At 33.9% G+C, this 25,496-nt stretch carries 23 protein-coding genes; 14 read left to right on the forward strand and 9 right to left on the reverse strand.

Annotated elements, in window-relative coordinates:
- Positions 1-32 precede the first annotated feature (32 nt).
- Positions 33-3,461 (forward strand): hypothetical protein, encoded by a 3,429-nt coding sequence (locus tag ACXAFS_RS03220; RefSeq protein ID WP_475305268.1) that lies wholly within the window; start codon positions 33-35, stop codon positions 3,459-3,461.
- 67 nt (positions 3,462-3,528) lie between these two features.
- Here ACXAFS_RS03220 and ACXAFS_RS03225 read toward each other — a convergent pair whose 3' ends face one another.
- Together ACXAFS_RS03225 and ACXAFS_RS03230 are read right to left on the reverse strand one after the other, a co-directional pair.
- On the reverse strand, positions 3,529-5,070 hold the full coding sequence (locus ACXAFS_RS03225; protein WP_475305269.1) for a glycine--tRNA ligase: 1,542 nt from the start codon (positions 5,068-5,070) through the stop codon (positions 3,529-3,531).
- A gap of 62 nt (positions 5,071-5,132) precedes the next feature.
- On the reverse strand, positions 5,133-6,017 hold the full coding sequence (locus ACXAFS_RS03230; RefSeq protein ID WP_475305271.1) for a hypothetical protein: 885 nt from the start codon (positions 6,015-6,017) through the stop codon (positions 5,133-5,135).
- Positions 6,018-6,082: 65 nt separating this feature from the next.
- Here ACXAFS_RS03230 and ACXAFS_RS03235 point away from each other — a divergent pair, with 65 nt between their 5' ends.
- Entirely contained in the window at positions 6,083-6,763 is a 681-nt protein-coding gene (locus tag ACXAFS_RS03235; RefSeq protein ID WP_475305272.1) for a ComF family protein, read from the forward strand.
- 56 nt (positions 6,764-6,819) lie between these two features.
- Entirely contained in the window at positions 6,820-8,436 is a 1,617-nt protein-coding gene (locus ACXAFS_RS03240; protein WP_475305274.1) for an Ig-like domain-containing domain, read from the forward strand.
- On the opposite strand, the gene ACXAFS_RS03245 is transcribed toward ACXAFS_RS03240, so the two are convergent.
- Genes ACXAFS_RS03245 through ACXAFS_RS03255 form a run of 3 tightly spaced genes read right to left on the reverse strand, consistent with a single transcriptional unit; the run spans position 8,420 to position 10,886 of the window.
- Complete coding sequence (locus ACXAFS_RS03245) at positions 8,420-9,199, reverse strand: amidohydrolase (RefSeq protein WP_475305275.1); 780 nt, start codon at positions 9,197-9,199, stop codon at positions 8,420-8,422. The two genes, ACXAFS_RS03240 and ACXAFS_RS03245, sit on opposite strands and share 17 nt — an antisense overlap.
- A complete protein-coding gene (locus ACXAFS_RS03250) occupies positions 9,200-9,688 on the reverse strand; it encodes a hypothetical protein (protein WP_475305277.1) in 489 nt (162 codons plus the stop codon).
- Between the two features lie 55 nt (positions 9,689-9,743).
- Positions 9,744-10,886: a methionine aminotransferase gene (locus ACXAFS_RS03255; RefSeq protein WP_475305909.1), complete on the reverse strand. Its 1,143-nt coding sequence runs from the start codon at positions 10,884-10,886 to the stop codon at positions 9,744-9,746.
- Positions 10,887-10,968: 82 nt separating this feature from the next.
- Here ACXAFS_RS03255 and ACXAFS_RS03260 point away from each other — a divergent pair, with 82 nt between their 5' ends.
- The gene (locus ACXAFS_RS03260) at positions 10,969-13,056 is read left to right on the forward strand and encodes a S46 family peptidase (RefSeq protein ID WP_475305278.1); all 2,088 of its coding nucleotides are present in this window, start codon (positions 10,969-10,971) and stop codon (positions 13,054-13,056) included.
- A gap of 296 nt (positions 13,057-13,352) precedes the next feature.
- Here the strand turns inward: ACXAFS_RS03260 and ahcY are convergent, their stop codons facing one another.
- Positions 13,353-14,669, reverse strand: coding sequence for an adenosylhomocysteinase (ahcY, locus tag ACXAFS_RS03265; RefSeq protein ID WP_475305279.1), 1,317 nt, complete (start codon positions 14,667-14,669; stop codon positions 13,353-13,355).
- 133 nt (positions 14,670-14,802) lie between these two features.
- On the opposite strand from ahcY, the gene ACXAFS_RS03270 reads away from it, so the two are divergent.
- The 8 genes from ACXAFS_RS03270 to ACXAFS_RS03305 all read left to right on the forward strand — a co-directional run bounded on the left by ACXAFS_RS03270 (position 14,803) and on the right by ACXAFS_RS03305 (position 22,273).
- A complete protein-coding gene (locus tag ACXAFS_RS03270) occupies positions 14,803-15,429 on the forward strand; it encodes a 4'-phosphopantetheinyl transferase family protein (protein WP_475305281.1) in 627 nt (208 codons plus the stop codon).
- A 10-nt stretch (positions 15,430-15,439) separates the two neighbouring features.
- Entirely contained in the window at positions 15,440-16,162 is a 723-nt protein-coding gene (locus ACXAFS_RS03275; RefSeq protein WP_475305283.1) for a phosphoglycerol geranylgeranyltransferase, read from the forward strand.
- A gap of 2 nt (positions 16,163-16,164) precedes the next feature.
- The gene (locus ACXAFS_RS03280) at positions 16,165-16,425 is read left to right on the forward strand and encodes a hypothetical protein (RefSeq protein WP_475305284.1); all 261 of its coding nucleotides are present in this window, start codon (positions 16,165-16,167) and stop codon (positions 16,423-16,425) included.
- On the forward strand, positions 16,409-17,041 hold the full coding sequence (gene pnuC, locus ACXAFS_RS03285; protein WP_475305286.1) for a nicotinamide riboside transporter PnuC: 633 nt from the start codon (positions 16,409-16,411) through the stop codon (positions 17,039-17,041). The genes ACXAFS_RS03280 and pnuC overlap by 17 nt, the downstream gene beginning before the upstream one ends.
- Positions 17,002-17,571: an AAA family ATPase gene (locus ACXAFS_RS03290; protein WP_475305287.1), complete on the forward strand. Its 570-nt coding sequence runs from the start codon at positions 17,002-17,004 to the stop codon at positions 17,569-17,571. Before pnuC ends, ACXAFS_RS03290 begins: the two co-directional genes overlap by 40 nt.
- Positions 17,568-19,124: a DUF4301 family protein gene (locus tag ACXAFS_RS03295; RefSeq protein ID WP_475305289.1), complete on the forward strand. Its 1,557-nt coding sequence runs from the start codon at positions 17,568-17,570 to the stop codon at positions 19,122-19,124. The genes ACXAFS_RS03290 and ACXAFS_RS03295 overlap by 4 nt, the downstream gene beginning before the upstream one ends.
- A gap of 2 nt (positions 19,125-19,126) precedes the next feature.
- Positions 19,127-19,531, forward strand: a complete 405-nt coding sequence (gene arfB / locus ACXAFS_RS03300; protein WP_475305290.1) for an alternative ribosome rescue aminoacyl-tRNA hydrolase ArfB — start codon at positions 19,127-19,129, stop codon at positions 19,529-19,531.
- A gap of 297 nt (positions 19,532-19,828) precedes the next feature.
- Complete coding sequence (locus ACXAFS_RS03305) at positions 19,829-22,273, forward strand: TonB-dependent receptor (protein ID WP_475305291.1); 2,445 nt, start codon at positions 19,829-19,831, stop codon at positions 22,271-22,273.
- 73 nt (positions 22,274-22,346) lie between these two features.
- On the opposite strand, the gene ACXAFS_RS03310 is transcribed toward ACXAFS_RS03305, so the two are convergent.
- Complete coding sequence (locus ACXAFS_RS03310; RefSeq protein ID WP_475305293.1) at positions 22,347-22,781, reverse strand: hypothetical protein; 435 nt, start codon at positions 22,779-22,781, stop codon at positions 22,347-22,349.
- Positions 22,782-22,918: 137 nt separating this feature from the next.
- Between ACXAFS_RS03310 and greA the strand changes: the two genes are divergently transcribed.
- Together greA and ACXAFS_RS03320 are read left to right on the forward strand one after the other, a co-directional pair.
- On the forward strand, positions 22,919-23,392 hold the full coding sequence (greA, locus tag ACXAFS_RS03315; RefSeq protein ID WP_475305294.1) for a transcription elongation factor GreA: 474 nt from the start codon (positions 22,919-22,921) through the stop codon (positions 23,390-23,392).
- A gap of 104 nt (positions 23,393-23,496) precedes the next feature.
- Positions 23,497-23,889: an HIT family protein gene (locus ACXAFS_RS03320; protein WP_475305296.1), complete on the forward strand. Its 393-nt coding sequence runs from the start codon at positions 23,497-23,499 to the stop codon at positions 23,887-23,889.
- Here the strand turns inward: ACXAFS_RS03320 and ACXAFS_RS03325 are convergent.
- Positions 23,886-24,242, reverse strand: coding sequence for a hypothetical protein (locus ACXAFS_RS03325; protein ID WP_475305297.1), 357 nt, complete (start codon positions 24,240-24,242; stop codon positions 23,886-23,888). The genes ACXAFS_RS03320 and ACXAFS_RS03325 overlap by 4 nt on opposite strands.
- A 79-nt stretch (positions 24,243-24,321) precedes the next feature.
- Positions 24,322-25,473, reverse strand: coding sequence for a sensor histidine kinase (locus ACXAFS_RS03330; protein ID WP_475305298.1), 1,152 nt, complete (start codon positions 25,471-25,473; stop codon positions 24,322-24,324).
- Positions 25,474-25,496 lie beyond the last annotated feature (23 nt).

The raw sequence follows: 25,496 nt of genomic DNA on the forward strand, positions 1-25,496 counted from the left end.
ATATTTTAGAGGTATGGCAGTTATTATTTTAGATGAAAAAAGCGCTATTTCTTATTACAATATTGATGTGTTTTTGGGGTTTTGCCCAAGAAAAATCAGGTAATTATAAGAAAATACGCGTTGCTGTTGCAGATTCTGTTCGTATTGATTCTGTAAGTATAAATCCTTCAAAATTTATTATAAAAACTAAGCAAGGAGTGGTTCTGGATGCTGCACTTTATAACGTTGATTTTTCAAAGTCTATTTTGAAATTTAATCAACAGGTTGAAATAGATTCTGTTGATATTGAATATTTACGCTATCCAGATTTTATAACCAAGGTTTACAAACAGCTCGACGATGATATTATTGTAGATCGATCTATTCCTGGGATTGAAACTCTGTACAAGCTTGAAAATTCTTCAAGCCAAAATGTTTTTACTCCTTTTGATGGTTTAACCACTTCGGGTAGTATTTCCAGAGGTGTAACGATTGGGAATAATCAAAATTCTGTTTTAAATAGTGAACTCGATTTGCAAATTTCAGGTAAGTTGAGTGACAAGGTATCTCTTAGAGCCTCGATACAAGATGCTAATATTCCGTTGCAAGAAAGTGGATATTCTCAGCGATTAGATGAGTTTGATCAAGTTTTTATAGAGCTTTTTAGTGATAATTGGAACATAAGAGCAGGTGATATCGATTTGGTAAACACCAAAAGTTATTATGCTAACTTCTCTAAACGTGTGCAAGGTTTGTTGGTAAATGCTAATTTGAGTGACAAGACGTCGGTTTTTGCTTCTGGTGCACTCGTACGAGGTCAGTTTACAACAACCCAATTTACGGCTCAAGAAGGCAATCAAGGACCTTACAAATTAAGAGGACCAAATAATGAGTTGTTTGTGCTTATTGTTTCTGGTAGCGAAACTGTTTATGTTAATGGTGTGCCTTTAGAGCGTGGAGAAAACAATGATTACATCATCGATTATAATGCTGGTGAAATCATTTTCAACTCAACCTATCCAATCACTTCCGAAATGCGTATTACTGTAGATTACCAGTTTAGCGAGCGAAATTATTCGCGATTTACTGTGTTTGGTGGTAGTACTTTTGAAACCGAAAAATTACAGTTAAACGTTTCTGTGTATTCTGAAAGTGATGCCAAAAATCAGCCATTACAGCAAAATCTATCAACAGAACAAACGGAAATTTTAGCTAATGCTGGTGATGATACGGATTTGATGGTGGCGCCATCAGCAACAGAAGAAACCTTCTCTGAAAACAGAATTTTGTACCGAAAAGAGATTGTCGGTGGTGAGGAAATTTTTGTCTTTTCTCAAAATCCAGAAGACCAGTTATTCCGAGTTCGGTTTACCTTGGTTGGTGCAAATCAGGGAAACTATATACTGAGTAACGATAATGCTGTGAGCAATATTTTTGAATACGTTGCGCCAATTGGTGGTGTTCCGCAAGGAAATTACGAACCTGTTACCCAACTCGTAGCGCCAGAACGCTTGCAAATTGCAGTGCTCAATGGTCGTTACCAGCCTACCGAAAAAACAGATGTGTTTTTTGAATTGGCAGGAAGTAAAAATGATATCAATTTATTTTCGAGTTTAGATGATGATGACAATGATGGTTTTGCTGGGAAATTCAAAGTGAATCAAAAGTTAATTAAACACGATAGCCTTTGGAATTTGTCTGCATTAGTTGATGCCGATTTTATTCAAGAGAATTTTAGAACCATTCAGCGTTTGTATAGAGCCGAATTTAATCGCGATTGGAATCTTGATGATAACAGAGATGACCAAGGAAATTTTATTTTAGGAAATCAACTTTTGCTCACTTCAGGATTGCAATTATCACATGCTAATAAGGGATTGGCTTCTTATAATTTTGAGTATTTAGATTACGCTAATAATTTTAATGGAAGTCGTCATAATCTTATGGCAGATCTGCGATTGGGTAACTTTAGGATTTTTACAAATTCAAGTTTTCTTAATAGCGAAAGCACTATTAATCGTTCAACGTTTTTGAGATCTTATAATCGTGTGGTATATGCCAAAAACAATAAATGGGTTGGTGCAAAATTTGCCACTGAGGACAATGAGCAAACCGTTATAGCTACCGATTCATTGACACCATTGAGTCAGCGATTTTCAGCATACGAAACCTTTGTTGGAATTGGTGATAGTACTAAAGTCTATGCTGAGGTTGGTTATATAAAACGCTTTAATGATAGTTTACGGAATAACAATCTAGAGCGTGTAAATGCTTCAAATACCTATTATCTTAAGTCGCGATTAATTCAAAATAAAAATACCAATCTACAGCTCTTTGTGAACTATAGAAGTTTGAAGGCTGAAGACGATACCTCTGAAGACGAACAGAGTTTAAATAGTAGATTAAACTACAATCAAAAACTGTTTAATAATCTTGTGCTTTGGAACACAAGTTTTGAAACCAATTCAGGGACGTTGCCACAGCAAGATTTTACTTATGTAGAGGTCGAAGCCGGACAAGGAGCTTACACATGGATTGACTATAATGAAAATGGCATACAAGAACTCAATGAGTTTGAAATAGCCCAATTTACTGACCAAGGCAATTACATACGCGTATTATTGCCAAACCAGGTTTTTGTGCGAACGCATCAAAATAGATTGAGCCAGACGTTGACCATAAATCCGATGCAATGGAGCGGTTCTGAAGATAAAACCAAAAAGTTTTTTTCACATTTTTATAATCAAACATCTTATCTTATTGATAGAAAGATTAGAAGAGTAGGCAATAATTTTAATTTAAATCCTTTTGAAGCTGATGAGGACAACCAATTAGCTTTAAATAATAGTGTGAGAAACGTATTCTTTTACAACAGAGGAAAACAGCGCTATACCACATCTTATACGTTTTTAACCAATACAAGTAGAAGTCTGTTGTCTATAGGTTTTCAGGAAAATAAACTCACCAATCATCAGTTTAATTTTAATCACAAATTCGCCACCAATTGGTTGGCAAATGCGCAGGCAAGTTTTGGAACAGATGAAAGTCTTAGTGAAAACTTTGCCAACAGAAATTACCTGATTGAAGAAGAGCGTTTTCAACCTAAATTATCCTATTTGTTTAGTGAGAATGCGCAGTTTGATGTCTTCTATCAATACACTTCAAAAGAAAATACTATTGGAAGTTTAGAGGCATTATCACAGAACAATTATGGATTTTCTTTTACCTACAATAAGGCTGCAAAAATTGCATTAACTGGTGAATTCAATTTGTTTCAAAATGAATATGAAGGCAATCCTAATACACCTGTAGCATACCAAATGTTAGAAGGTTTACAGCCAGGAAAAAACTTCACATGGAGTTTATTGGCACAAAAGAAGCTGACTAAGTTTTTAGATTTAAACCTCAATTACTTTGGTCGTAAAACCGAGACATCTAAAACTATCCATACAGGAACTATTCAGTTGAAGGCTTATTTCTAAAACAAAAAAACTCATAAATCTAAAAAGACCTATGAGTTTTTGTTTATATAAAATATGTTGATGATTATTACATTTTCATCAACCATTCCTTAACATCAACTTCTTTTTTGATGATATCTCTTAATTCTTCAACCTTAACACGCTTTTGTTCCATAGTATCTCTGTGACGTATGGTTACTGTGTTGTCTTCTAAACTTTCGCCATCTACCGTAATACAAAATGGTGTACCAGCAGCATCTTGCCTTCTGTAGCGTCTGCCTACAGCATCTTTTTCGTCATAAACCACATTGAAATCCCACTTAAGATCGTCAACAATGTCTTTTGCCATTTTGGTCAATCCTTCATCTTTTCTTACTAATGGTAAAACGGCTGCTTTAGTTGGTGCTAAAACAGCAGGAAGCTTTAATACTGTTCTTTCGCTGCCATCCTCTAAAGTTTCGTCTTGTAAACTGTTAGAAAACACAGCTAAGAACATACGGTCTAGACCTATTGAAGTTTCTAAGACATAAGGTGTGTAGCTTTCATTATCTTCATGATCGAAGTATTGTAGCTTTTTACCAGAGTATTCTTCGTGTTGTTTTAAATCGAAATCTGTACGTGAGTGAATACCTTCCAATTCTTTAAAACCAAATGGGAAATTAAATTCTATATCTGTAGCAGCATCTGCGTAGTGTGCTAATTTTTCGTGGTCGTGGAAACGATAATTATCATCTCCCATTCCTAAAGATTTATGCCATTTTAATCTGGTTTCTTTCCAGTAGTCAAACCACTCTTTTTGCGTTCCTGGTTTAATGAAAAATTGCATTTCCATTTGTTCAAACTCACGCATTCTAAAGATAAATTGTCTTGCAACAATTTCATTTCTAAAAGCTTTACCTGTTTGAGCAATTCCAAAAGGAATTTTTAGTCGTCCAGTTTTCTGAACGTTTAAGAAATTTACAAAAATACCTTGTGCTGTTTCTGGTCTAAGATATAAGTCCATTGCAGTATCTGCAGAAGCTCCTAGCTTAGTACCAAACATAAGGTTAAACTGCTTAACGTCTGTCCAGTTACGACTTCCTGTTAACGGATCGGCAATTTCTAGTTCTTCAATTAGAGCCTTAACATCAGCTAAATCTTCTTTTTCTAAAGATTGACCTAAGCGCTTAAGAATAGAATCAATTTTTTCCTGGTAACCAAGAACTCTACCGTTTGTAGATACAAATTCTTCTTTGTTAAAGGCATCACCAAAACGTTTTTCAGCTTTTTTAATCTCTTTATTGATTTTAGCTTCAATCTTAGCACAATAGTCTTCAACTAAAACATCGGCTCTGTAGCGTTTTTTCGAATCTTTATTGTCAATTAAAGGATCATTAAACGCATCAACGTGTCCAGAAGCTTTCCAAGTAGTTGGGTGCATAAATATTGCTGCGTCGATACCTACAATATTATCATGCATTTGTACCATGGCTTTCCACCAATAGTCTCTGATGTTTTTCTTTAATTCTGCACCGTTTTGCGCATAATCGTATACAGCACTTAAACCGTCATAGATTTCACTGCTCTGAAATACGTAACCATACTCTTTTGCATGAGAGATTACCTTTTTGAATTTATCGTCATTTGCCATGGCACAAAAATAAAAAACCGCTCAAATTAATTGAGCGGTTTTTTAAAAATAATGAGATTGATTTATTTTAATTCTATACTAGTGCTTCCTAGTTTTCTGTTTTCATGGAAAACATTGATAAAATAAGTACCTTTTTTAAGAGGTCTATCTTCTTTGTAAGTCGCTACAGTAGTACAAATATCTAGGTTTTTGTTATCAAAATTCACAATTTCTTTTTTACTGTAGATTAGAGAGGTATTACTAAAAAACACTTCACCTTTATCTGCAATAACATTGTTATCTGGACTTACAATTTGAATGTAAATTTCTTTATCACCTTTTTCTGTTAACGGATTTTCTGTAAGTGCTATACAAACATCCATAGCATTAACACGTTTGGCTCTTAGAGTAACTTTCTTTTTTGTGTTATTAATTTTAAGGGCTTCAACATTAACTTTGTTGGCTCTTAAAACAGCAGCATTATCAATGGTTTCGTTAAGAGAATCATTGGCCTCCTCCAAAGCATTGATGGTCAGGTTATTATTTTTGATGGTATTCATAGCGTAGCGCTTCTCTCTCTCTAATCTAAGATTGGCAGAGTTAAGAGAATCTACAGTAGACAATAGTACCTTGCTTTTAGTTTTTAAAACTGAAAGCTGATCTTTAAACTTTGTGATTATTGATAAGTCACTTTTTAATAATCTTAAAGAATCTAAAGCAATTTTAGTTTCTAGTTTTGCTTCTTGGAGCTGCGAAGACATAAGATCATAATCTTGGCTTAGTTCGTCATAACTTACTAAAATTTCTGATAGCTCTTTTTCTATCAAAACTTTTTCTTGTTTTAGAAAGTCTTCGTAGGATTTAATGGATTTGTAGTTTGAAAAACTATAGACTCCTAAAACTGTTAAAACAACCAATAAAGAACTTATAATTAATCTGTAGTTAAATAATTGTGGGTTAACTATCATTATTAGTTTCTTAGTTGACACGAAATTAGAGTATATTGAACTGCATTTTTATTTTATTCGATTAAATGGTAAAAAATTTGTTGAATTTGTTCTTTCCTCTAGTCTGTGAAGCTTGCAATAACTCTTTATCAGATAACGAATTAGTGATTTGTACTATTTGTAGACATGATTTACCAGTTACAAATTTTCATTTTGATAATGCTGATAATGTTAAGAAAGTAGTTTATGGACGTGTAAAACTAGAACAAGCAACAGCTCTTCTGCATTTTTCAAAAAGAGGAGTTGTGCAGCAACTGCTTCATAACTTAAAATATAGAGGACATCAAAATATAAGTGGTTTTCTTGGGAGGTGGCTCGGTGCAGAATTAAAAACTTTAAAGGAATATAATCAAATTGATGTTGTAATTCCTGTCCCACTTTACAAAACTAAGTTGCGACAACGAGGTTATAATCAAGTTGAGCAATTCGGAAAAGCAATAGCTGAAGCTATAAATGCCGACTATAATGATACCGTACTCATAAAGACAAAACCCACCAAAACCAAAGTGTTTGAAGGTAGACTTTCTAGATGGAATGATGATGGAGCTGTTTTTGCAATCAGTGAAGACTTATCGTTGAGAGGAAAGAACATCTTACTTGTAGATGATATAATCACCACAGGTGCAACTGCAGAAGCTTGTGCAACAGAATTGTTAAAAATTGATAATATTAAGTTAAGTCTTGCTACTATGGCAATTGCCGATTGATTTTTTCGTTTCTAAAGTTTAAAAATTGTTTCTTTGTGCAAAATAATTCTTATTAAATGCGGTCATATCTCACACGAATTTTAGGCATTGTTTCCATAGCATTAGTAATTGTTAGCTGTGCAAATCGTGGTTCTCCTTCAGGAGGAGAGAAAGATGTAGATCCACCAGTAATAATAAGTGAAAGTCCGAAGAATTTTTCGACCAATTTTAAAGGCAGCGAAATACGAATAACCTTTGATGAGTATGTTAAAATTAAAGATTTAAGAAAGCAGCTTATAATTTCGCCACCTATGGATGTGGATCCAATAGTTTATCCAATGGGTGGTGCAAGCAAGTATATTTCAATAAAAATAAAAGATACGTTACAGCCTAATACCACATATGCTTTTAATTTTGGTGAAAGTATTGTAGATAATAATGAAGAAAATCCTTATTCATATTATCGCTATGTGTTTTCAACAGGCGAAACTATAGATTCACTTTCGGTAAAAGGCTATGTTGAAGATGCACTTCTCAAGAAACCTGAAACTTTTATTTCAGTAATGTTGTATGAAGTTGATTCTACATATTCTGACTCAATAGTTTATAAAGAAAAACCAAGATATATTACCAATACTTTAGATAGTCTTACCACTTTTAGTATTGATAATATAAAAGCTGGCACCTATAAATTAATAGCTCTAAAGGATAAGAATAGTAATTACACCTTTGATCAAAAAAATGATAAGATAGGGTTTTATGAAGATGTTATAACAGTGCCTACAGATGAAAATTTTAAGCTAACTCTTTTCAAGGAAGAGGTGAATTTTAAAGCTGTAAAGCCAAAACAAGCAGGCGAAACCAAAATTATCTTTCCATACGAAGGAAGTTATGAAAACATGCGTATAAAAGTTTTGGGAGACACACCAGAAGGGTATTCAACCAGAATTACAAAAGATAAAGTTACAGATACACTTTACTATTGGTACAAGCCAAAGTTTGAAATTGATACTACGTTCTTTGTTGTTTCTAATGAAAAATATGTAGATACATTTAAGCATCGTTTTAGAAATCTTGATGCTGATACATTAAGCACCAAAATAGTTTCGTCAAGAAGTCTAAACTATGATAAACATTTTACTCTAGAGCCATCCACACCTTTAGAAAAAATAGATGTTTCTAAAATAAGCTTAATAGATAAAGATTCTATTGCAGTAAGTTTTGAAACAGAATACGATTCTATTTTAAATCAATTTAAGGTACCTTTCAAAAAAGAGGAAGGTCAAAAATATACGATTAAAATATTGCCAGGAACATTTACCGATTTCTACGGAAATACGAATAAAGATACTATAGTGGATGCTATTAATTCTAAAATGAAATCTGAGTATGGAAATGTTAGGGTTAAATTAATTAACGCTAAGTTTCCACTAATTGTTCAAATGGTAAATAATCAGGGAGAAGTGGAATACGAGCGTTACACTACAGAATCACCAGTGGTAGATTTTACTAATGTGGTGCCCAAACTGTACGATATTAGAGTAATTTATGACACTAATAAAAATGGCGAATACGATACAGGAAATTACTTATTAGGCATACAGCCAGAGCGTGTGAGTTATATGCCTTCTGCTCAGCTTGATGAGGTTAGGGCTAGTTTCGATTTTGTTTACGAGTTTACACTTTTAGACTAAACGTATCTCTGTCTTTCAGGAAACCAAGTCTTTCCCTGTATTTGGTAATATGAGATTTTTCTAAAGTTACGACTTCAATAGTTTCTGTGCTTTCTGGTATCGAATCCATACGGTTTCCTAAAACATCATAAGCTGCAGAGTGCCCAGAATATTCGTAATTATTGCCATCTAATCCAACACGATTTACACCAATACAATAAGCCATGTTTTCTATAGCGCGTGCTTTTAAAAGCGCATCCCAAGCTGCAATGCGCACTTTTGGCCAGTTGGCCACATAAATAAGTACATCATAATCTTCAGAATTTCTTGCCCAAACAGGGAAACGTAAGTCGTAGCATACTAAAGGGCAAATTTTAAAACCTTTATAATCGATGATGATTTTTTCTGTGCCAGCAGTGTATACCTTATGTTCGCCAGCTAAGGTAAATGTGTGTCGTTTATCGTAAGTAGTTAACGTTCCGTTTGGCTCAACAAATACTAGCCGATTATAGTAATTCTCATTTTCTTTAATGACCAAACTACCAACGATCGCTGCATTTTTAGTTTTAGATAATGCTCTTAACCAGGTTATGGTTTCACCATCCATAGTTTCTGCAACCTCAGATGTATTCATAGTAAAACCAGAGCTAAACATTTCTGGTAAAACAATAAGGTCAGCTGTAATGGAGCTGACCTTATCTTCTATATGTGTTCTGTTAGCTTTTGGGTTTTCCCAAGCTAAAGTGGTTTGTACTAATGCAACGTTTAGAGTGTCGTTTGTCATTTATAATTTTCCTTTGGCTTTGTCTACTTTTTTAGTAAGTTTTTCTATTTTTTCTAACCACTTACCTTCATCTACAGGAGACAATTTACCTTTCTTTTTTAACTTTTCGTATTTCTTTTGGGCTTTTTTAAGATTGTCTTGCGCCTTTTTATAATTCTTCTGAAGTTTTTCTTTTTTCTTTAATGCCTTCTCAGCTTTCTTCTGCGCTTTCTCAGCCTTTTTTTGCGCTTTTTCAGCTTTTTTCTTCTCTTTTTCTAGTTTTTCTGCTGCTTTTTTTGCGTTTTCAGCTTTTTTTAGTTTTTCTGAAATAATTGCAGCTTCTTTAAAAATTATCTGTTTTTCTTCGGTACTTAAAGTTTCGGTAACGTCTTCTCCATTCAAAAATATTTTTTCCTTTTTTACTTCATATGTTTTTTCACCTTGCTTTACTTCTTGAGCAAAACCGGTTAAAGAAAACGCTAATAATAAAAGTATAATGTAATTTTTCATTGTTGAATTTGTTTATGATTCTGTACTTAAGACACAAAACATAACAAAAAGTAACTTAAATTCTGCATAAAATTTCTGAAGCTTTTATTAAAGTTTCGTCGGTCTTAGCAAAACAAAAGCGAAGTACCTTGTTGTCTTTGTTGTTTTCATTAAATACTGAAAGCGGAATTGAAGCTATTTTGAATTCTCTCGTCAAACGTTTTGCGAAGTCCACATCGTGTTCGTCGGTAATTTCAGAATAATCCAACACCTGAAAATACGTGCCTTTTGAAGGCGTAAATTTAAAACGAGATTCTGCAATTAAATTCAAGAATAAATCTCGTTTTTGTTGAAAAAAATTATTCAGACCAAGATAGGTTTCGGCATCAGCCATATAATCTGCAATGCCTTTTTGAGCAGGATGATTCACAGAAAACACATTGAATTGGTGTACTTTCCTAAACTCGTTCATTAAATCTTCAGGTGCGCAGCAGTAGCCAATTTTCCAACCTGTATTATGAAATGTTTTTCCGAAGGAAGCTGTAATAAAACTTCGTGCTTTTAAATCCGAAAACTTGCAAGCGCTATGATGCTGTTCGTCATCAAAAACAATATGTTCATATACTTCATCACTCAAAACGATGATGTTGGTGTCTTTGGTTAATTTTTCAAGCTGAAGCATATCGTCTTCAGACCAAATGGTACCACTAGGATTATGAGGTGTGTTGATGATAATCATCTTCGTTTTAGACGAAATTTTTGAAGCCACTTCGTCCCAATTCACACTATAATCTGGTGCAGATAATTGAATAGGAATCGTCTTTCCGCCATTAACTTCAATAGCAGGTTGGTAACAATCGTAAGCAGGTTTAAAAATTAAGACTTCGTCATTCGGCTTTACAAATGCCGAAATGATAGTGTAAATAGCCTGAGTTGCACCAGCAGTAACCGTGATTTCGGTATCTGGATGATAACTTGTGTTGTAAAGTTGTTGGAATTTATTCGCAATGGCCAAGCGCAAATCTAGATTACCAGCCATTGGAGCATATTGGTTGTAGCCACTGTTCATAGCATTGGTAACCAGATCGTTTAATCTTTGCGGACTAGGATAATTTGGGAAGCCTTGCGATAGGTTTATGGCTTTATATTCGTTGGCCAATGCACTCATTACGGTAAAAATGGTAGTGCCTACATTGGGTAGTTTAGATTGGTGTGCGATCATAATATCTCGTTAAATAGAAAGGTTTTAAAGATATAAAATGTGCTTTTGCTATCTTTACAAAATCAATAAAATATATACTATGCGATTAATAAAATTACTCTGTTTTTTCGTTGTTTTTCACGTGTCTGCTCAGCAAGGCGGTATGTGGATTCCCTCTCTTTTAGAAGGAATGAATGAAGACGAAATGCAAAGCCTTGGTAGTAAATTAACTGCCAAAGACATTTACGATGTTAACAATTCTAGTCTTAAGGACGCTGTTGGTCATTTTAATGGTGGTTGTACCAGCGAAGTGATTTCAGATAAAGGTTTGGTACTTACCAATCATCACTGTGGATTTAGCCAGATTCAGTCGCATTCGTCTTTAGAAAACGATTATATAAAAAATGGGTTTTGGGCAATGTCGCTCGAAGAAGAACTACCTAATGAAGGGTTGTTTATTGAGTTTATTGTAAGCATTCACGATGTTACAGATACTGTTTTAAATGGTGTAAACGATGCAATGACCGAAAAGGAAAAGCAATCTTTAATCACTAGAAACAGCAATGCTGCAATGGCATCTTGGCCAAAAGAAAACTGGCAAGACGTTAAAACAAAGTCGTTTTACAAAGGCAATCAGTATTTCTTATTCGTAACTGAGCGTTTTGAAGACATCAGATTAGTTGGTGCGCCACCAAGTAGTATTGGTAAGTTTGGTAGCGATACAGATAACTGGGTGTTTCCGAGACATACAGGCGATTTTTCTATGTTCAGAATATATGCTGATAAGAATAACAGACCAGCAAAATACAGCAAAGATAATGTGCCCTACAAGCCAAAGCATTTTTTACCTGTGTCGTTAGATGGAGTTGAAGAAGGCGATTTTACAATGGTTTTTGGCTTTCCTGGTCGTACTAATGAGTATTTACCAGCTGTAGCGATTGAGCATATAACTAAGGAATTCAATCCAACAAATATCGAAATTAGAGAAGCGGCTTTAAAAGTTATTGATGCCAATATGAAAGCCAGCGATGAGGTGCGTATTAAGTATGCGTCTAAACAAGCCAGAATTGCAAATGCTTGGAAAAAATGGATTGGAGAAAACTTAGGTATCGAAAAAAGTGATGCTGTAGCTAAGCGTCGTGAATTTGAAGACACCTTTAAAAAAGCCTTAAAAGAAAAAGGATTAGAAGCAAAGTATGGTCATATTTTACCTGAGTTTGATAAGCTTTATAAAGAATTTGGTCCAATAAATATTAAACGAAGAAATTTTGTTGAAGTGTTTTTGGTAACAAGTGAATTGATGCAAATGACCTTTAGAGCGTATCAGGTTGAACAAGCGCTATCGGCAAATCCTGAAAGTTTAGAACGTGCAAAAGCAAGTCTAAAAGGTCGTTTTGAAGGCATTCTGAAAAACTTTGATGCCAGTGTAGATAAAGGTGTGTACTTAAATGTGATGCCATTATATGGAAAACCAGTTGATGCTTCAATCTATGATAAAACGGCATTTACGGATTTAGATTCAGCTTTAAAATTATTAGAAGGCGATGCTGAATCTGTAATTAAAAACTTAAATGATGATGCGGCTTATGCTTATGCTAAACCTATCATTGATGAATTTTTTAATAGTATAGATGCAGATTTTCAACAAAAAAATGAAATTATTTCAGCATTGCAAACTGAGTATATGACGGCTTTAATGAAAGCCTTACCAAACGAGCGCTATTTCCCAGATGCAAATAGTACGTTGCGTGTTACTTATGGTCAGGTTAGAGGGTATTCGCCAAGAGATGCTGTCTATTACAGTCCTGTAACTTATTTAGAAGGTGTTGTGGAAAAGTATGTACCAGGCGATTATGAATTTGATGTGCCACAGAAACTTTTAGACCTATACAACACAAAGGATTATGGTCCTTATGCTGATAAAAACGGAAAAGTGCCAGTGTGCTTTTTAGGAACAAACCACACAACTGGTGGTAATTCTGGTAGTCCAGCCATTGATGCCGAAGGGAACTTAGTAGGTTTAAACTTTGACCGTGTTTGGGAAGGTACAATGAGTGATATGAACTATGACCCAGAAATCTGCCGAAACATAATGGTAGATTTACGCTATGTACTTTTCATAGTTGATAAATATGCTGGTGCAAAACACTTAATTGATGAAATGACTTTGGTGCATCCGAAAAAATAGCAATATTTTGTTTATAAAATTGAACCTCATAATTACTCATGTTTGTGAGGTTTTTTTGTAAAATACACTGAAGTTGATACGTCAGTTCTAGTGAAATTCTTGCAAAGAATTTTGTATCGAGAATTTCTAAAACTTATAATTTCTCGATAAAATTCGCTCGTTCCTCTCAAATCACTCGAAATGACTTTATGTAAAAGTTTAGAAACAAAAAAAATCCCAAACAGAAATGTTTGGGATTTTGTCTAATATTCTAAAAGCGCAGCGTTCTAAAAATCTAGAAGCTCGAGCGTTCTTTTTTAATATCTATAGTGTTCAGGTTTAAAAGGACCTTCAACTTCTACACCAATATATTTAGCTTGATCTGGTTTAAGCTCTGTAAGCTCTACACCAATTTTTTCTAAGTGTAAGGCAGCTACTTTTTCATCTAAATGTTTTGGTAGCATATATACTTCGTTTTCATACTTATCAGAATGATTCCAAAGCTCTATTTGTGCTAACGTTTGGTTAGTAAAAGAGTTACTCATTACAAAACTTGGGTGACCAGTGGCACAACCTAAGTTTACTAAACGTCCTTCTGCTAAAACAATAATATCATTACCATCAATAGTATATTTATCTACCTGAGGTTTGATCGTGTTTTTAGTGTTTCCGTAGTTGTCGTTTAACCAAGCTATTTGTATTTCGTTATCAAAATGACCAATGTTACATACTATGGTTTTATCTTTCATTGCTTTAAAGTGCTCTGCACGTACAATGTCTTTATTTCCTGTTGTAGTAATTACGATATCTGAATTACCAACAACAGTTTCTAATTTTTTAACTTCAAAACCGTCCATAGCCGCTTGTAACGCACAAATTGGATCAATCTCAGTTACTGTTACGATACTTCCAGCACCTTTAAAAGACGCTGCAGTACCTTTACCAACATCTCCGTAACCACAAACAACAACACGCTTACCAGCTAACATCACGTCTGTTGCACGACGTATAGCATCTACAGCACTTTCGCGACAACCGTATTTGTTATCAAATTTAGATTTTGTTACTGAGTCGTTTACGTTAATAGCAGGCATTGGTAATGTTCCGTTTTTAACACGCTCGTATAAACGGTGTACACCAGTTGTAGTTTCTTCAGATAAACCTTTGATGCCAGAAGCTAATTCTGGATATTTATCTAAAACCATATTAGTTAAATCACCACCATCATCAAGAATCATGTTTAATGGCTTACGATCTTCTCCAAAAAATAAAGTTTGCTCTATACACCAGTCAAATTCTTCTTCAGTCATGTCTTTCCAAGCATAAACAGCAGTTCCTGCAGCAGCAATAGCAGCAGCAGCTTGATCTTGAGTAGAGAAAATGTTACAAGAACTCCAAGTTACTTCTGCACCTAACGCTTGTAAAGTTTCAATTAAAACAGCAGTTTGTATGGTCATGTGTAAACAACCTGCAATACGTGCACCTTTTAAAGGTTGCTCGTTTTTATACTCTTCACGTAAGCTCATTAAACCTGGCATTTCTGCTTCGGCTAATTCAATCTCTTTTCTTCCCCAAGCCGCTAACGACATGTCCTTTACCTTGTTTGGTACGTAAGGAATTGTTTTTGTACTCATATTCTTTTTTCTCAAATTTTTAAAATGGTTCTTGCCTTTGGGTTTAACATTGAAATGGTTAAATTCGCTTACCAAAAAATGCCAAATCTGCCTAAGGCAGTGCAAAGATAATCAATAGGTTTTACAATATTAAATGCCACTGTACAAATCCATTAGTGTAAACTCACAAACTACTGTTAAAATCTGGAAGATTGAAGAGTCCTATTCCGATTTAATTCAACCTCTAGATTTAAAACCACAAAGTCTTGAACGCGTGTTGGGTATGAAAAGCGAACTACATCAACGCGGTTTTTTAAGTGTAAGGCATTTGCTTCATGAGTTTGGTTATACAGATCAAGATTTGTTTTATGATGATAATGGAAAACCACATCTTAAAGACGGTAAGCATATTTCTATAACACACAGTTTTACGTTTTCAGGAGTTATTGTCAGCGATAAAGAAGTCGGTATAGATATTGAAATGCAGCGCGATAAAATTGCAGTTATTGCACACAAGTTTGTGGACTACGAGTTTAATTATCTAGATAAATCTGCTGACGATTACATTAATAAACTTACTGTAATTTGGGGAATTAAGGAATCGTTGTATAAGCTTTTTGCTACGCCAGGAATGCTTTTTAAAGAACATTTTTTAGTGATTCCATTCACGTTCAAAGATAGCGAAACCATTGCTTGGATAGATTATAAAGACAGGAAATACAGGTACAATACTGCGTTTTTAGAGTTTGAAGGTTTTACTTGTGCATACGTCGTTCCTTAATCTATAATCTATGGCCATCTATTCTCACATAAAAAAGTCTATAGCAGAAGGCAAAAGGTTACTTGCAGTTTTAATCGATCCAGATAAAACGGAACTAGACACTATTGAAGGTGTTATAACAAAAATCAATCAATCTATAGCAACTCACATTTTTGTTGGTGGAAGTGAAGTAGATGAAGGAGCTACTGAATCTGTAGTACAAGCCATTAAGCGATACACAACACTACCTGTAATATTGTTTCCTGGTGATGTAACACAAATTACAGATGAAGCTGAGGGTATTCTATTTTTGTCTTTAATTTCTGGTCGAAATCCAGATTATCTCATTGGTAAACATGTTGAAGCAGTTTCAAAACTATCTAAAACGCAACTTGAAGTACTATCAACAGGATATATTCTTATTGAAAACGGAAGGCAAACTGCTGTAGAACGCGTAAGCAATACCAAACCATTAAGTAGATCGAATAAGCAACATATAGTAGATACAGCCAAAGCTGGTCAATTATTGGGCCAGCAACTTATATATTTAGAAGCTGGAAGCGGAGCAACACATCCTATTGAACCTGAAATTATTTCAGCAGTAAAAAACACTTTAAATATACCGCTTATTGTTGGTGGAGGTATTAGATCTAAAACCGAATTAGAAGCTGCTTATAAAGCAGGCGCCAATCTTGTGGTTATAGGCACAGCCTTTGAGACTAACAAACATTTTTTTGAACAGATAAAATTGTAATCATGCAAATATCAATAGACTTAACCTTATCACCATTACAAGACGATTACGAAGCACATATCATAGATTTTATCAAGGTGCTAAGAGCTTCAAAATTTACGGTTTTAGAAAATCCATTAAGCACACAGATTTTTGGAGACTTTGATGAGTTAATGCCATTTTTAAATGATGCAATTAAAACGTCTTTTGAAAATACAGATATTAGCGTACTCACTATGAAAGTAGTAAAAACTAACAGAAGCGATTATGAGCCAAATTTTTGATTTTTTCTTTTCACAATATGCTGAATATGCTACAACGGACATCGTATTAGAAATCGTTGCAGTCGTATTTGGGTTTTTGTCGGTTTGGTTTTCTAAGCAAAATAACATTTTGGTCTTTCCAACAGGAATGATAAGTACCATCATATTCGTATACTTATTACTAAAGTGGGAGCTACTAGGTGATATGATGATTAATGCATACTATTTTGCTATGAGTGTATACGGATGGTTCGTTTGGACTCGAAAGGTTGACGAAACACACGTAACACCAATTTCGAGAACCACATCGAAAGAAAAATCACTAAGCTTGGGTATCTTTTTAGCAACCTTAGTTTTTGTTTTTATAGTCTATAAAACTTTTGATAAATGGAATGGTTGGGTAGCGTATGTAGATACCATTACAACAGCCATTTTCTTTGTTGGTATGTGGTTAATGGCACGACGAAAAATTGAAAACTGGATCTTCTGGATTATCGGAGATATTATTTCTGTGCCTTTATATTTTTATAAAGGATTTACTTTCACTAGTTTTCAATATCTTGGCTTTACAATTATTGCAATATTCGGATACTTAGCATGGAAGAAGCACTTAAACAGCAACCAAGGAACTGCATAAAAGTTGTATTATTTGGTCCAGAATCTACTGGTAAAACAACACTGTCTAGGCAATTGGCCAGACATTATAATTCGGTTTGGGTGCCAGAATATGCGCGAGAGTATCTTCAAAATAAATGGAACAACGATAGAAAAACCTGTGAGCCTCACGATTTATTACCAATAGCTATTGGCCAAATGAAATTAGAGAATGACTTGGCACAAAAAACAGATTCAGTACTCATTTGTGATACAGATATACTTGAAACTAAGGTCTATAGCGAAGCATACTACTCTGGTACATGTGACCCGATTTTAGAAGCACATGCTCTAAAAAATTCGTATGACCTCTATTTTTTGACCTATATTGACACGCCTTGGGAAAAAGACGATTTAAGAGATAAACCCAATGAAAGAGAACGAATGTTCAAAGCATTTGAAAACGCTTTAATTAAATACGACAGACCATATGTTCTGTTAAAAGGAAACAAACAAGAGCGCTTAAAAACAGCTGTTGAACATATTGATAACCTACTTAAAAACAGAAAATGAGTTTTACAAAAAACGACATTAAACAAATTGAAGCTAAGGGACTTACACTAAATCAGGTAGAGTCTCAAATAGAATTATTTAAAACCGGAATTCCATTTACAAATATTGCAGCAGCAGCTACCATAGGTAATGGCATATTAGCTTTATCAGATGAAGAAAAGGAAGAAGCTATTGTGCATTTTGATACTAATAAAGAAGGCCTGTCACTTCTAAAATTTGTGCCTGCTTCTGGTGCTGCCACTAGGATGTTTAAATTTTTATTTAAGTTTTTAAAGGATTATAATCCTCAAAAAGAATCGTTAAACTCTTTTATCAATAAGAATGATTCAAAGGATTTAGCATTCTTTCTGGTTGGTTTAGAGAAATTTCCATTTTATGAGCAGGTTTTAGAACGTTTACATAAAAAAGGAATTGATTTCAAAACCTTATCTACACAAGACAAGGCAGTCCATTTTGTTCAAATAATGCTTGGTGAAGACGAACTTAATTTTGGAAATTCCCCAAAAGGGTTACTTCCATTCCACAAGTACAAAAACGGCTATATTTCAACAGCGTTTGAAGAGCACTTGTACGAAGCAGCATTGTATGCTTCAAATGATAAGAAAGCCGAACTTCATTTTACAATTTCAGAGAATTACAGAGATAAATTCACAGAAGAGTTTAGACGTATTGAAGAATATGTTGAAGAAAACACAGGAGTATCATTCAATATTTCATTTTCTTACCAACAAGAATCTACAGATACCATAGCAGTTAATCCAAAGGATCTACCCTTTAGAAATGATGATGATACACTGCTCTTTAGACCATCTGGACATGGTGCATTATTAAAAAACTTAAATGCATTAGATTCTGATGTTATATTCATAAAGAATATAGATAATGTGGTTGTAAAACAATACAAAGAAGAGGTTGCAAAGTATAAAAAGATCCTTGCTGGAATTTTACTGAAGCTTCAAACCGAGTCATTTGAGTGTCTTAGAGTGTTAGATCAAGAAAGTATTTCAGATAAAGAATTTGAAAAGGTTGAAACTTTTTTAACCAATGAAATGTGTGTTAAAATTTCTGGTGAATACAAGAAATATTTAGATAGATATAAGATTGAATACCTCAAAGAAAAACTTAATAGACCTATTCGAATTTGTGGTATGGTAAAGAATGAGGGTGAACCAGGTGGTGGACCTTTTTGGGTAAGAGATATCTATGGTAATTTATCATTGCAAATTGTAGAGTCAGCACAAATAAATCTAAAGAATAAAAATCAGAAGGAGATTCTAACCAATGCAACACACTTTAATCCGGTAGATTTGGTTTGTGGTGTAAAAAACTACAAAGGAGAAAAGTTTGATTTAGAAGATTTTGTGGATCATAATGCAGCATTTATTACAGCGAAAACAAAATTTGGAAAAGATCTTAAAGCATTAGAATTACCTGGACTTTGGAATGGTAGTATGGCACATTGGAACACCATTTTTGTTGAGGTGCCAATCATTACATTCAACCCAGTAAAAACAGTAAATGATTTATTAAAGGCTCCACATCAAATAGACTAATTGTGGATGTTGAAGCCTTAAAATCTGAATTAACTTATAAAGCTGTCAGAAGCTCAGGTAGTGGTGGACAGAATGTCAACAAAGTAGCTTCAAAAGTAGTGCTCTATTTTAATCTCGAAGATTCAGAACAGTTTACTGATGACGAAAAAGCACGCTTAACCGAATTTTTTCAGAATAGATTGAATAAACAAGGTGTTTTAATCTTAGATTCTAGCGAAAGCCGAAGTCAGTTTAGAAACAAAGCATTAGTTACTCAAAAGTTTTTAGATCTAATTGTTGAAGGATTAAAAGAAGAAAAAGAGCGCAAGCCTACCAAAGTACCCAAAGCTGTAAAACGAAAGCGACTCGATACCAAACGCAAAAACGCTGAAAAAAAGGCAAATAGAAAACCACCTAAAATCGATTGACTTAAAAGCTCGTCACTTCGAGTGATTCTGAAGTATGAAGAATAGTATCGAGAAGTTTTAATTATTGCAGTTTTTCATTTGCTAATATTTAAATGTGACATATCTTTGCAGCGTTCTCAAAAAAGGGGTGCCAATAAGTGGCTGAGATCATACCCATTGAACCTAGAACAGGTAATGCTGTTTAGGAATTTAAGATGACTTGTCATGCTGAACTTGTTTCAGCATCTTATCATCACAAAACCAATTTTTAACAAAGAATAATGACCTCTTTTTATTCGATTATAAAACTATAGTCGTATGAAAAATTTATTCAACAATCTCTCAAAAACAAAACGACAGAGATTAACAATTTTCATTTTTATTTTAAGCCTTTGTTCAGCTTATGGACAAGAAAAATTTACAGTTTCAGGTATCGTAACAATTGATAAGGAACCTTTGCCTGGAGTAAGTGTGTACGCAGAAGGTACTGAAATAAGTGTACAAACCGATTTTGAAGGTAAATATGTATTGAGCCTTCCTAAAGGTGAATACGAATTAGTGTTTAGCTATATGGCTCCAAACCCAATTCAGAAATCAATTATTTTGGATAGAAACCTAATTCTAAATGTAGAAATTAACGAACAACTTGGAAAACTAGACGAAGTTTTAGTAAAAGCTGTACGTGTAAAGGAAAAAGCGCCAATTACGCACTCAAATGTCACTAAAGAAGAGATTGCAAAACGCAATTTAGGGCAAGACATACCTGTGTTGTTAAACTTTTTACCATCTGTAGTAACCACAACAGATGCAGGTGCTGGTGTAGGTTATACAGGTATTAGAGTACGAGGTGTAAGTCCGCAATCTACCAATGTAACTATTAATGGTATACCTTATAATGATGCCGAATCTTTAGGAACGTTTTGGGTTAATTTAGGAGATATAGCATCTTCTGTAGAAAGTTTACAGTTACAACGTGGTGTTGGTACATCTACTAATGGTTCTGGTGCTTTTGGTGCTAGTATCAATGTGCTTACAGATGCTGTTGCAAAGGATGCTTATGGCGAAATTTCAAATTCATTTGGTAGTTATAATACCAGAAAGCATACGGTAAAGTTTAGCACAGGATTGTTAAACAATCATATCGAAATTGCTGGTCGTTTGTCTAATATCGTTTCAGATGGTTACATCGACCGAGCTTCGGCAGATTTAAAATCGTATTTTTTACAAGGTGCTTACGTAGATGACAATACTTTAATCAAAGCAGTTGTTTTTGGTGGTAAAGAAGTAACGTATCAAGCTTGGTATGGTTTAGAGGATTTAGATGTATTAAGAAATGATAGAACCTTTAATGTTGCTGGTATTTATACTGATGATGATGGCAATACTCAATTTTATGATAACGAGGTAGATAATTACAGTCAAGATCATTATCAATTGCATTGGAATCAACGTTACAACAATAACTGGTCTACAACTATTGGCTTAAACTATACCTATGGTCGTGGATATTTTGAGCAGTATAAAGAAGATGAAGATTTTGCAGATTATGGTTTAGAAGCATTAGACTTTAATGGTGAAGTAGTAAATACCACAGACCTTATTCGTCGTCGTTGGTTAGACAATGATTTTTATGTTATAAATGCTACTGCAAACTATAAAGATGCTAATATCGATTTAATTTTTGGTGGTTCTTTTAGCCATTATGATGGAGATCATTTTGGTGAAATTATTTGGGCTGAATTTGCCAGTCAAAGCCAAATTAGAGACCGTTACTATGATGGTAATAGTTTAAAAAATGATTTATCAGTATTCTCAAAAGCTAACTATAAGATAAATGATAAAGTAAGCCTTTACGGAGATTTACAAGTTAGAAATGTAACCTATAAAACCTTCGGAAATACATCTGACTTAGTAGATTTTGAAGTTAATAAGGATTTTACATTCTTCAATCCAAAAGCAGGTATAACCTATGAATTAAATGCAGGCAACAGCCTTTATTTCTCATATGCCAGAGCCAACAGAGAACCAAATCGTACCGATTTTGAAAGCAATAACGATATTGAGCCAGAGCGACTTAACGACTTTGAGTTAGGTTGGAGACACAAAAACGGAAATTTTACGTTTAATGCGAATGCTTATTATATGTTGTATAATGAGCAATTGGTGTTGTCTGGTCAGTTAGATGATGTTGGTAATCCAATACGTACCAATAGTGGTGAGAGCTACCGTTTAGGTTTAGAGTTAGAAGCTATAATTCCGGTAACACCAAAATTAACCTTGCAGCCTAATGTAACGCTGAGCTCTAACAAGAACAAGGAAACCATTATCGATTTTGATGGCGAATTACAAAACTTAGGCAAAACTGATATCTCGTTTTCGCCAGAACTTGTAGCAGCAAATGCAATTGTATTTCAACCAGTACAAGATTTACAAATGGCTTTATTAAGTAAATATGTTGGTGAGCAATACATGAGTAATACTGAAGCTGGTGCTTCTATGCTAGACAGCTACTTTATTAACGACTTTAATGTTAGTTACAAATTATCATTTCAAGGTACTGAAGAATCTCAACCTATTTTTGATTCTATCGTGTTCACAGGATTAGTAAACAACATATTTAATGTAAAGTATATATCTAACGGTTACTATTACACTTATGATGATACATGGTCAGATCCTAATGTAGTAACAACTATTGAAGGAGCAGGTTTTTATCCTCAAGCTACAACTAACTTCTTGGTTGGTATGACTTTGAATTTTTAGTGAGAGTAAAATTTTAATATAAAAACCCTGTAAACACTAGCTTACAGGGTTTTATATTTAAAGAATCAATTTTTTAATTAGAAACCAAATATTGGCCATTTCCCAAATCATCAACTCTATACGGTTTTAGTGTACATGGTAATGTGTTTCCTTCAAAACCAAGACCTGTTGATAGACTATATTGGTTAACATCCTCACAACTAGACTCTACAATATCACCACTTACAAATGTTAAAGTTGAACAAGCAGAAGGTGTGCGACTCGGATCAGCAGCATCCCAAGCATAAAGTGTAGAAGAGGTTAAACGGTATAACCAAATACCATTATTTCCTTGGTTAGCAACGTAGACAGCATTACCATTAAATTGTAATTGATTAAATTGAGGTAAATTGGTGTTTACTGTTAAGTTAACTCCGGCATCAAATAAGAAGTTACAGTTGCTGTTTATGTTATCGTCGCTACCACACGATATCACTATTAATGAGAGGATTATAACCAGTTTTTTCATATTAAATTTTGAGGCTCAATTTACAATTATTTAAGCTATGCAGTAAATATTTTATATATTTGCAAAGTAATCTCGTTGACGCGAGATTTTTTTTATGCTGAATTTACTTCAGCATCTTTTATTAAAACGAATGAATTATGAGTAAAGTATCTTATTATACAGCGGAAGGATTAAAAAAATTAAGAGAAGAATTAAATCATCTTAAAGACGTAGAGCGTCCAAAAGCGTCTCAGGCAATTGCAGAGGCTAGAGACAAAGGAGATTTAAGTGAAAATGCTGAGTATGATGCAGCTAAAGAAGCACAAGGTATGTTAGAAATGAAAATTTCTAAAATGGAAGAAACTTTAGCTAACGCTCGCGTTATTGATGAGTCTCAATTAGATACTTCTAAGGTATTGGCTTTATCTAAAGTGAAGATAAAAAACCAAACCAACGGAATGGAGATGACCTATACTTTGGTAGCTGAAAGTGAAGCAGATTTAGCATCTGGTAAAATTTCTGTGAACTCACCAATAGGGAAAGGTTTACTAGGAAAGTCTGTGGGTGATGTTGCAGAAATACAAGTACCTAATGGTATAATGAAATTTGATATTCTTGAGATATCTAGATAATATATTTCTTTAAATAAAGAAGTCTCAGAATTATAAGATAGATAAAAAGATTCCTTAGTCAAGGAATCTTTTTATCTTTATAAAGTATTGAAAATACCCTAACAATGGCCACACTTTTTACGAAAATTATAAACGGTGAAATTCCATCATACAAAGTAGCAGAAACAGCTGACTTTTATGCGTTTTTAGATATTAACCCTAACTCAAAAGGCCACACGCTTTGTATTCCTAAAAAAGAGGTTGATAAAATTTTTGATTTAGACGAGGCAACTTATATGGGTTTAATGCAGTTTTCAAGACGTGTAGCTTTAGCGATAGAAAAGGTAATTCCTTGCCAACGTGTTGGGATGTCTGTTATTGGTCTAGAAGTACCACATGTACATGTACATTTAATACCGCTTCATACTATGGAAAATGCACGTTTTACTCAGAAAGAAAAGTTAACATCAGAAGAGTTTGAAACAACAGCAAAAAAAATAGCTGATAACTTTAGCTAAAAAGAAATTACACCTGTTGCAAATAAGATTACTGCCGTTACAATCAGCAAATCAAAAAAGATAAATATCCACGCTAGTGGTTTTAGCTTTATAGATTTTGGTCTAGGTTTTACAGCACGTTGCTGATAGTTTACAACACGCTCAATATCATCTGTCCAACGTACAGGAAAAATAGCAGAGTTGCAATTATAGCAGTGTATGTGATGGGAGGTTTCAGAAGTTATAGCTTTGTAAAAGATATTTTCAGTCAATTTTTGTTTAAAGGTAATTTCCAAACCATCATTAGAGTAGCATTCTGGGCAGTTATTACTCAGTCTGGCCTCTTTAAGCGTAAAGTATTTTGACGATCCCATACCCAAATTTATAATATTTTTTTAAATCCTTAAATATGAATTGTTTAACTAAAGGGTGATGTTCAGCTTTTCTTTTAGCTTACATCGTTTTTAAACTAATTTGAATAGTTGTGCCCTTACCAATTTCAGACTCAGTAACTTTTATTTTTCCTTTATGATAGTCTTCAATAATACGTTTAGCTAATGACAAACCAAGTCCCCAGCCACGTTTTTTTGTAGTGTATCCAGGTTCAAAAATTTTAGTAAATAGTTGTTTAGGAATCCCTTTGCCAGTGTCAGTAATATTTACAAATACTTGCTTTTCAATTTGAGAAATACTTAGTTTTAAATCTCCTTTACCTTTCATGGCATCAATGGCATTTTTTACTAAGTTTTCAATTGTCCAACTGTATAATTGTGCATTGAGATTTACAGGAATTTCAGTATCAGGATGTTCAATTTCAAAATTAATAAGTTTTGAAGTTCTAGATTTTAAGTATTCGTAAGATGATGTCGTAACTTCAACAATATCTAGTGTTTCTAAAGTAGGTGCAGAGCCAATTTTACTAAAACGATCTGTGATTGTTTGCAGACGGTCAATGTCTTTTTCAATTTCAGCAATATATTCAGGTTTTACATTTTCGGTTTTCAAAATTTCTGTCCAACCCACTAAAGAAGAAAGCGGAGTGCCAATTTGATGGGCCGTTTCTTTGGCCATACCAGTCCAAAGCTTGTTTTGTTCAGCGGTTTTAGTACTTCTGTAAAAGAAATAAACCACAGCGGCAAACAATAGTATAATCAATAATAATGCTAGTGGATAGTATTTTAATTTATTTAGTAGAGGCGAGTTGCCATAGTATAAAGTTGAGAGTACTTTGTTTTGATATCTAATCTCTATAGGTTGATTTTCTTTTTCATACTTTTTAATTAAACTTAATAAGTAAAGTGAATCTTTTGCTTTTTCCTCATTAATATTCCTCCAATCCATACTTCCATCAGTCCGTACATTAATCATTGGCGTGGTTTTATTACTAGAAATAATTTCTAGAGCTAACTCACTAAAATCGTCATCTAAATCACCTGTAAGGCTAACCTCTTTTTGCGCAGAAGACCAATTTTTCATCTTATTGCGTTCTTCAGCTTTAAAATTCTGGAAGAATACATACGTATTCCAAAGAATTAGAGTTACAATAATAAAAGAAGAGAAAATAATAATCCAACGGATAAGATTTCGGTTTGAGCTAAAGGTCATTAGTTATTGCAATTTCTTTTTAA

The sequence above is a fragment of the Winogradskyella sp. ABM4_392 genome, from assembly GCF_056160445.1.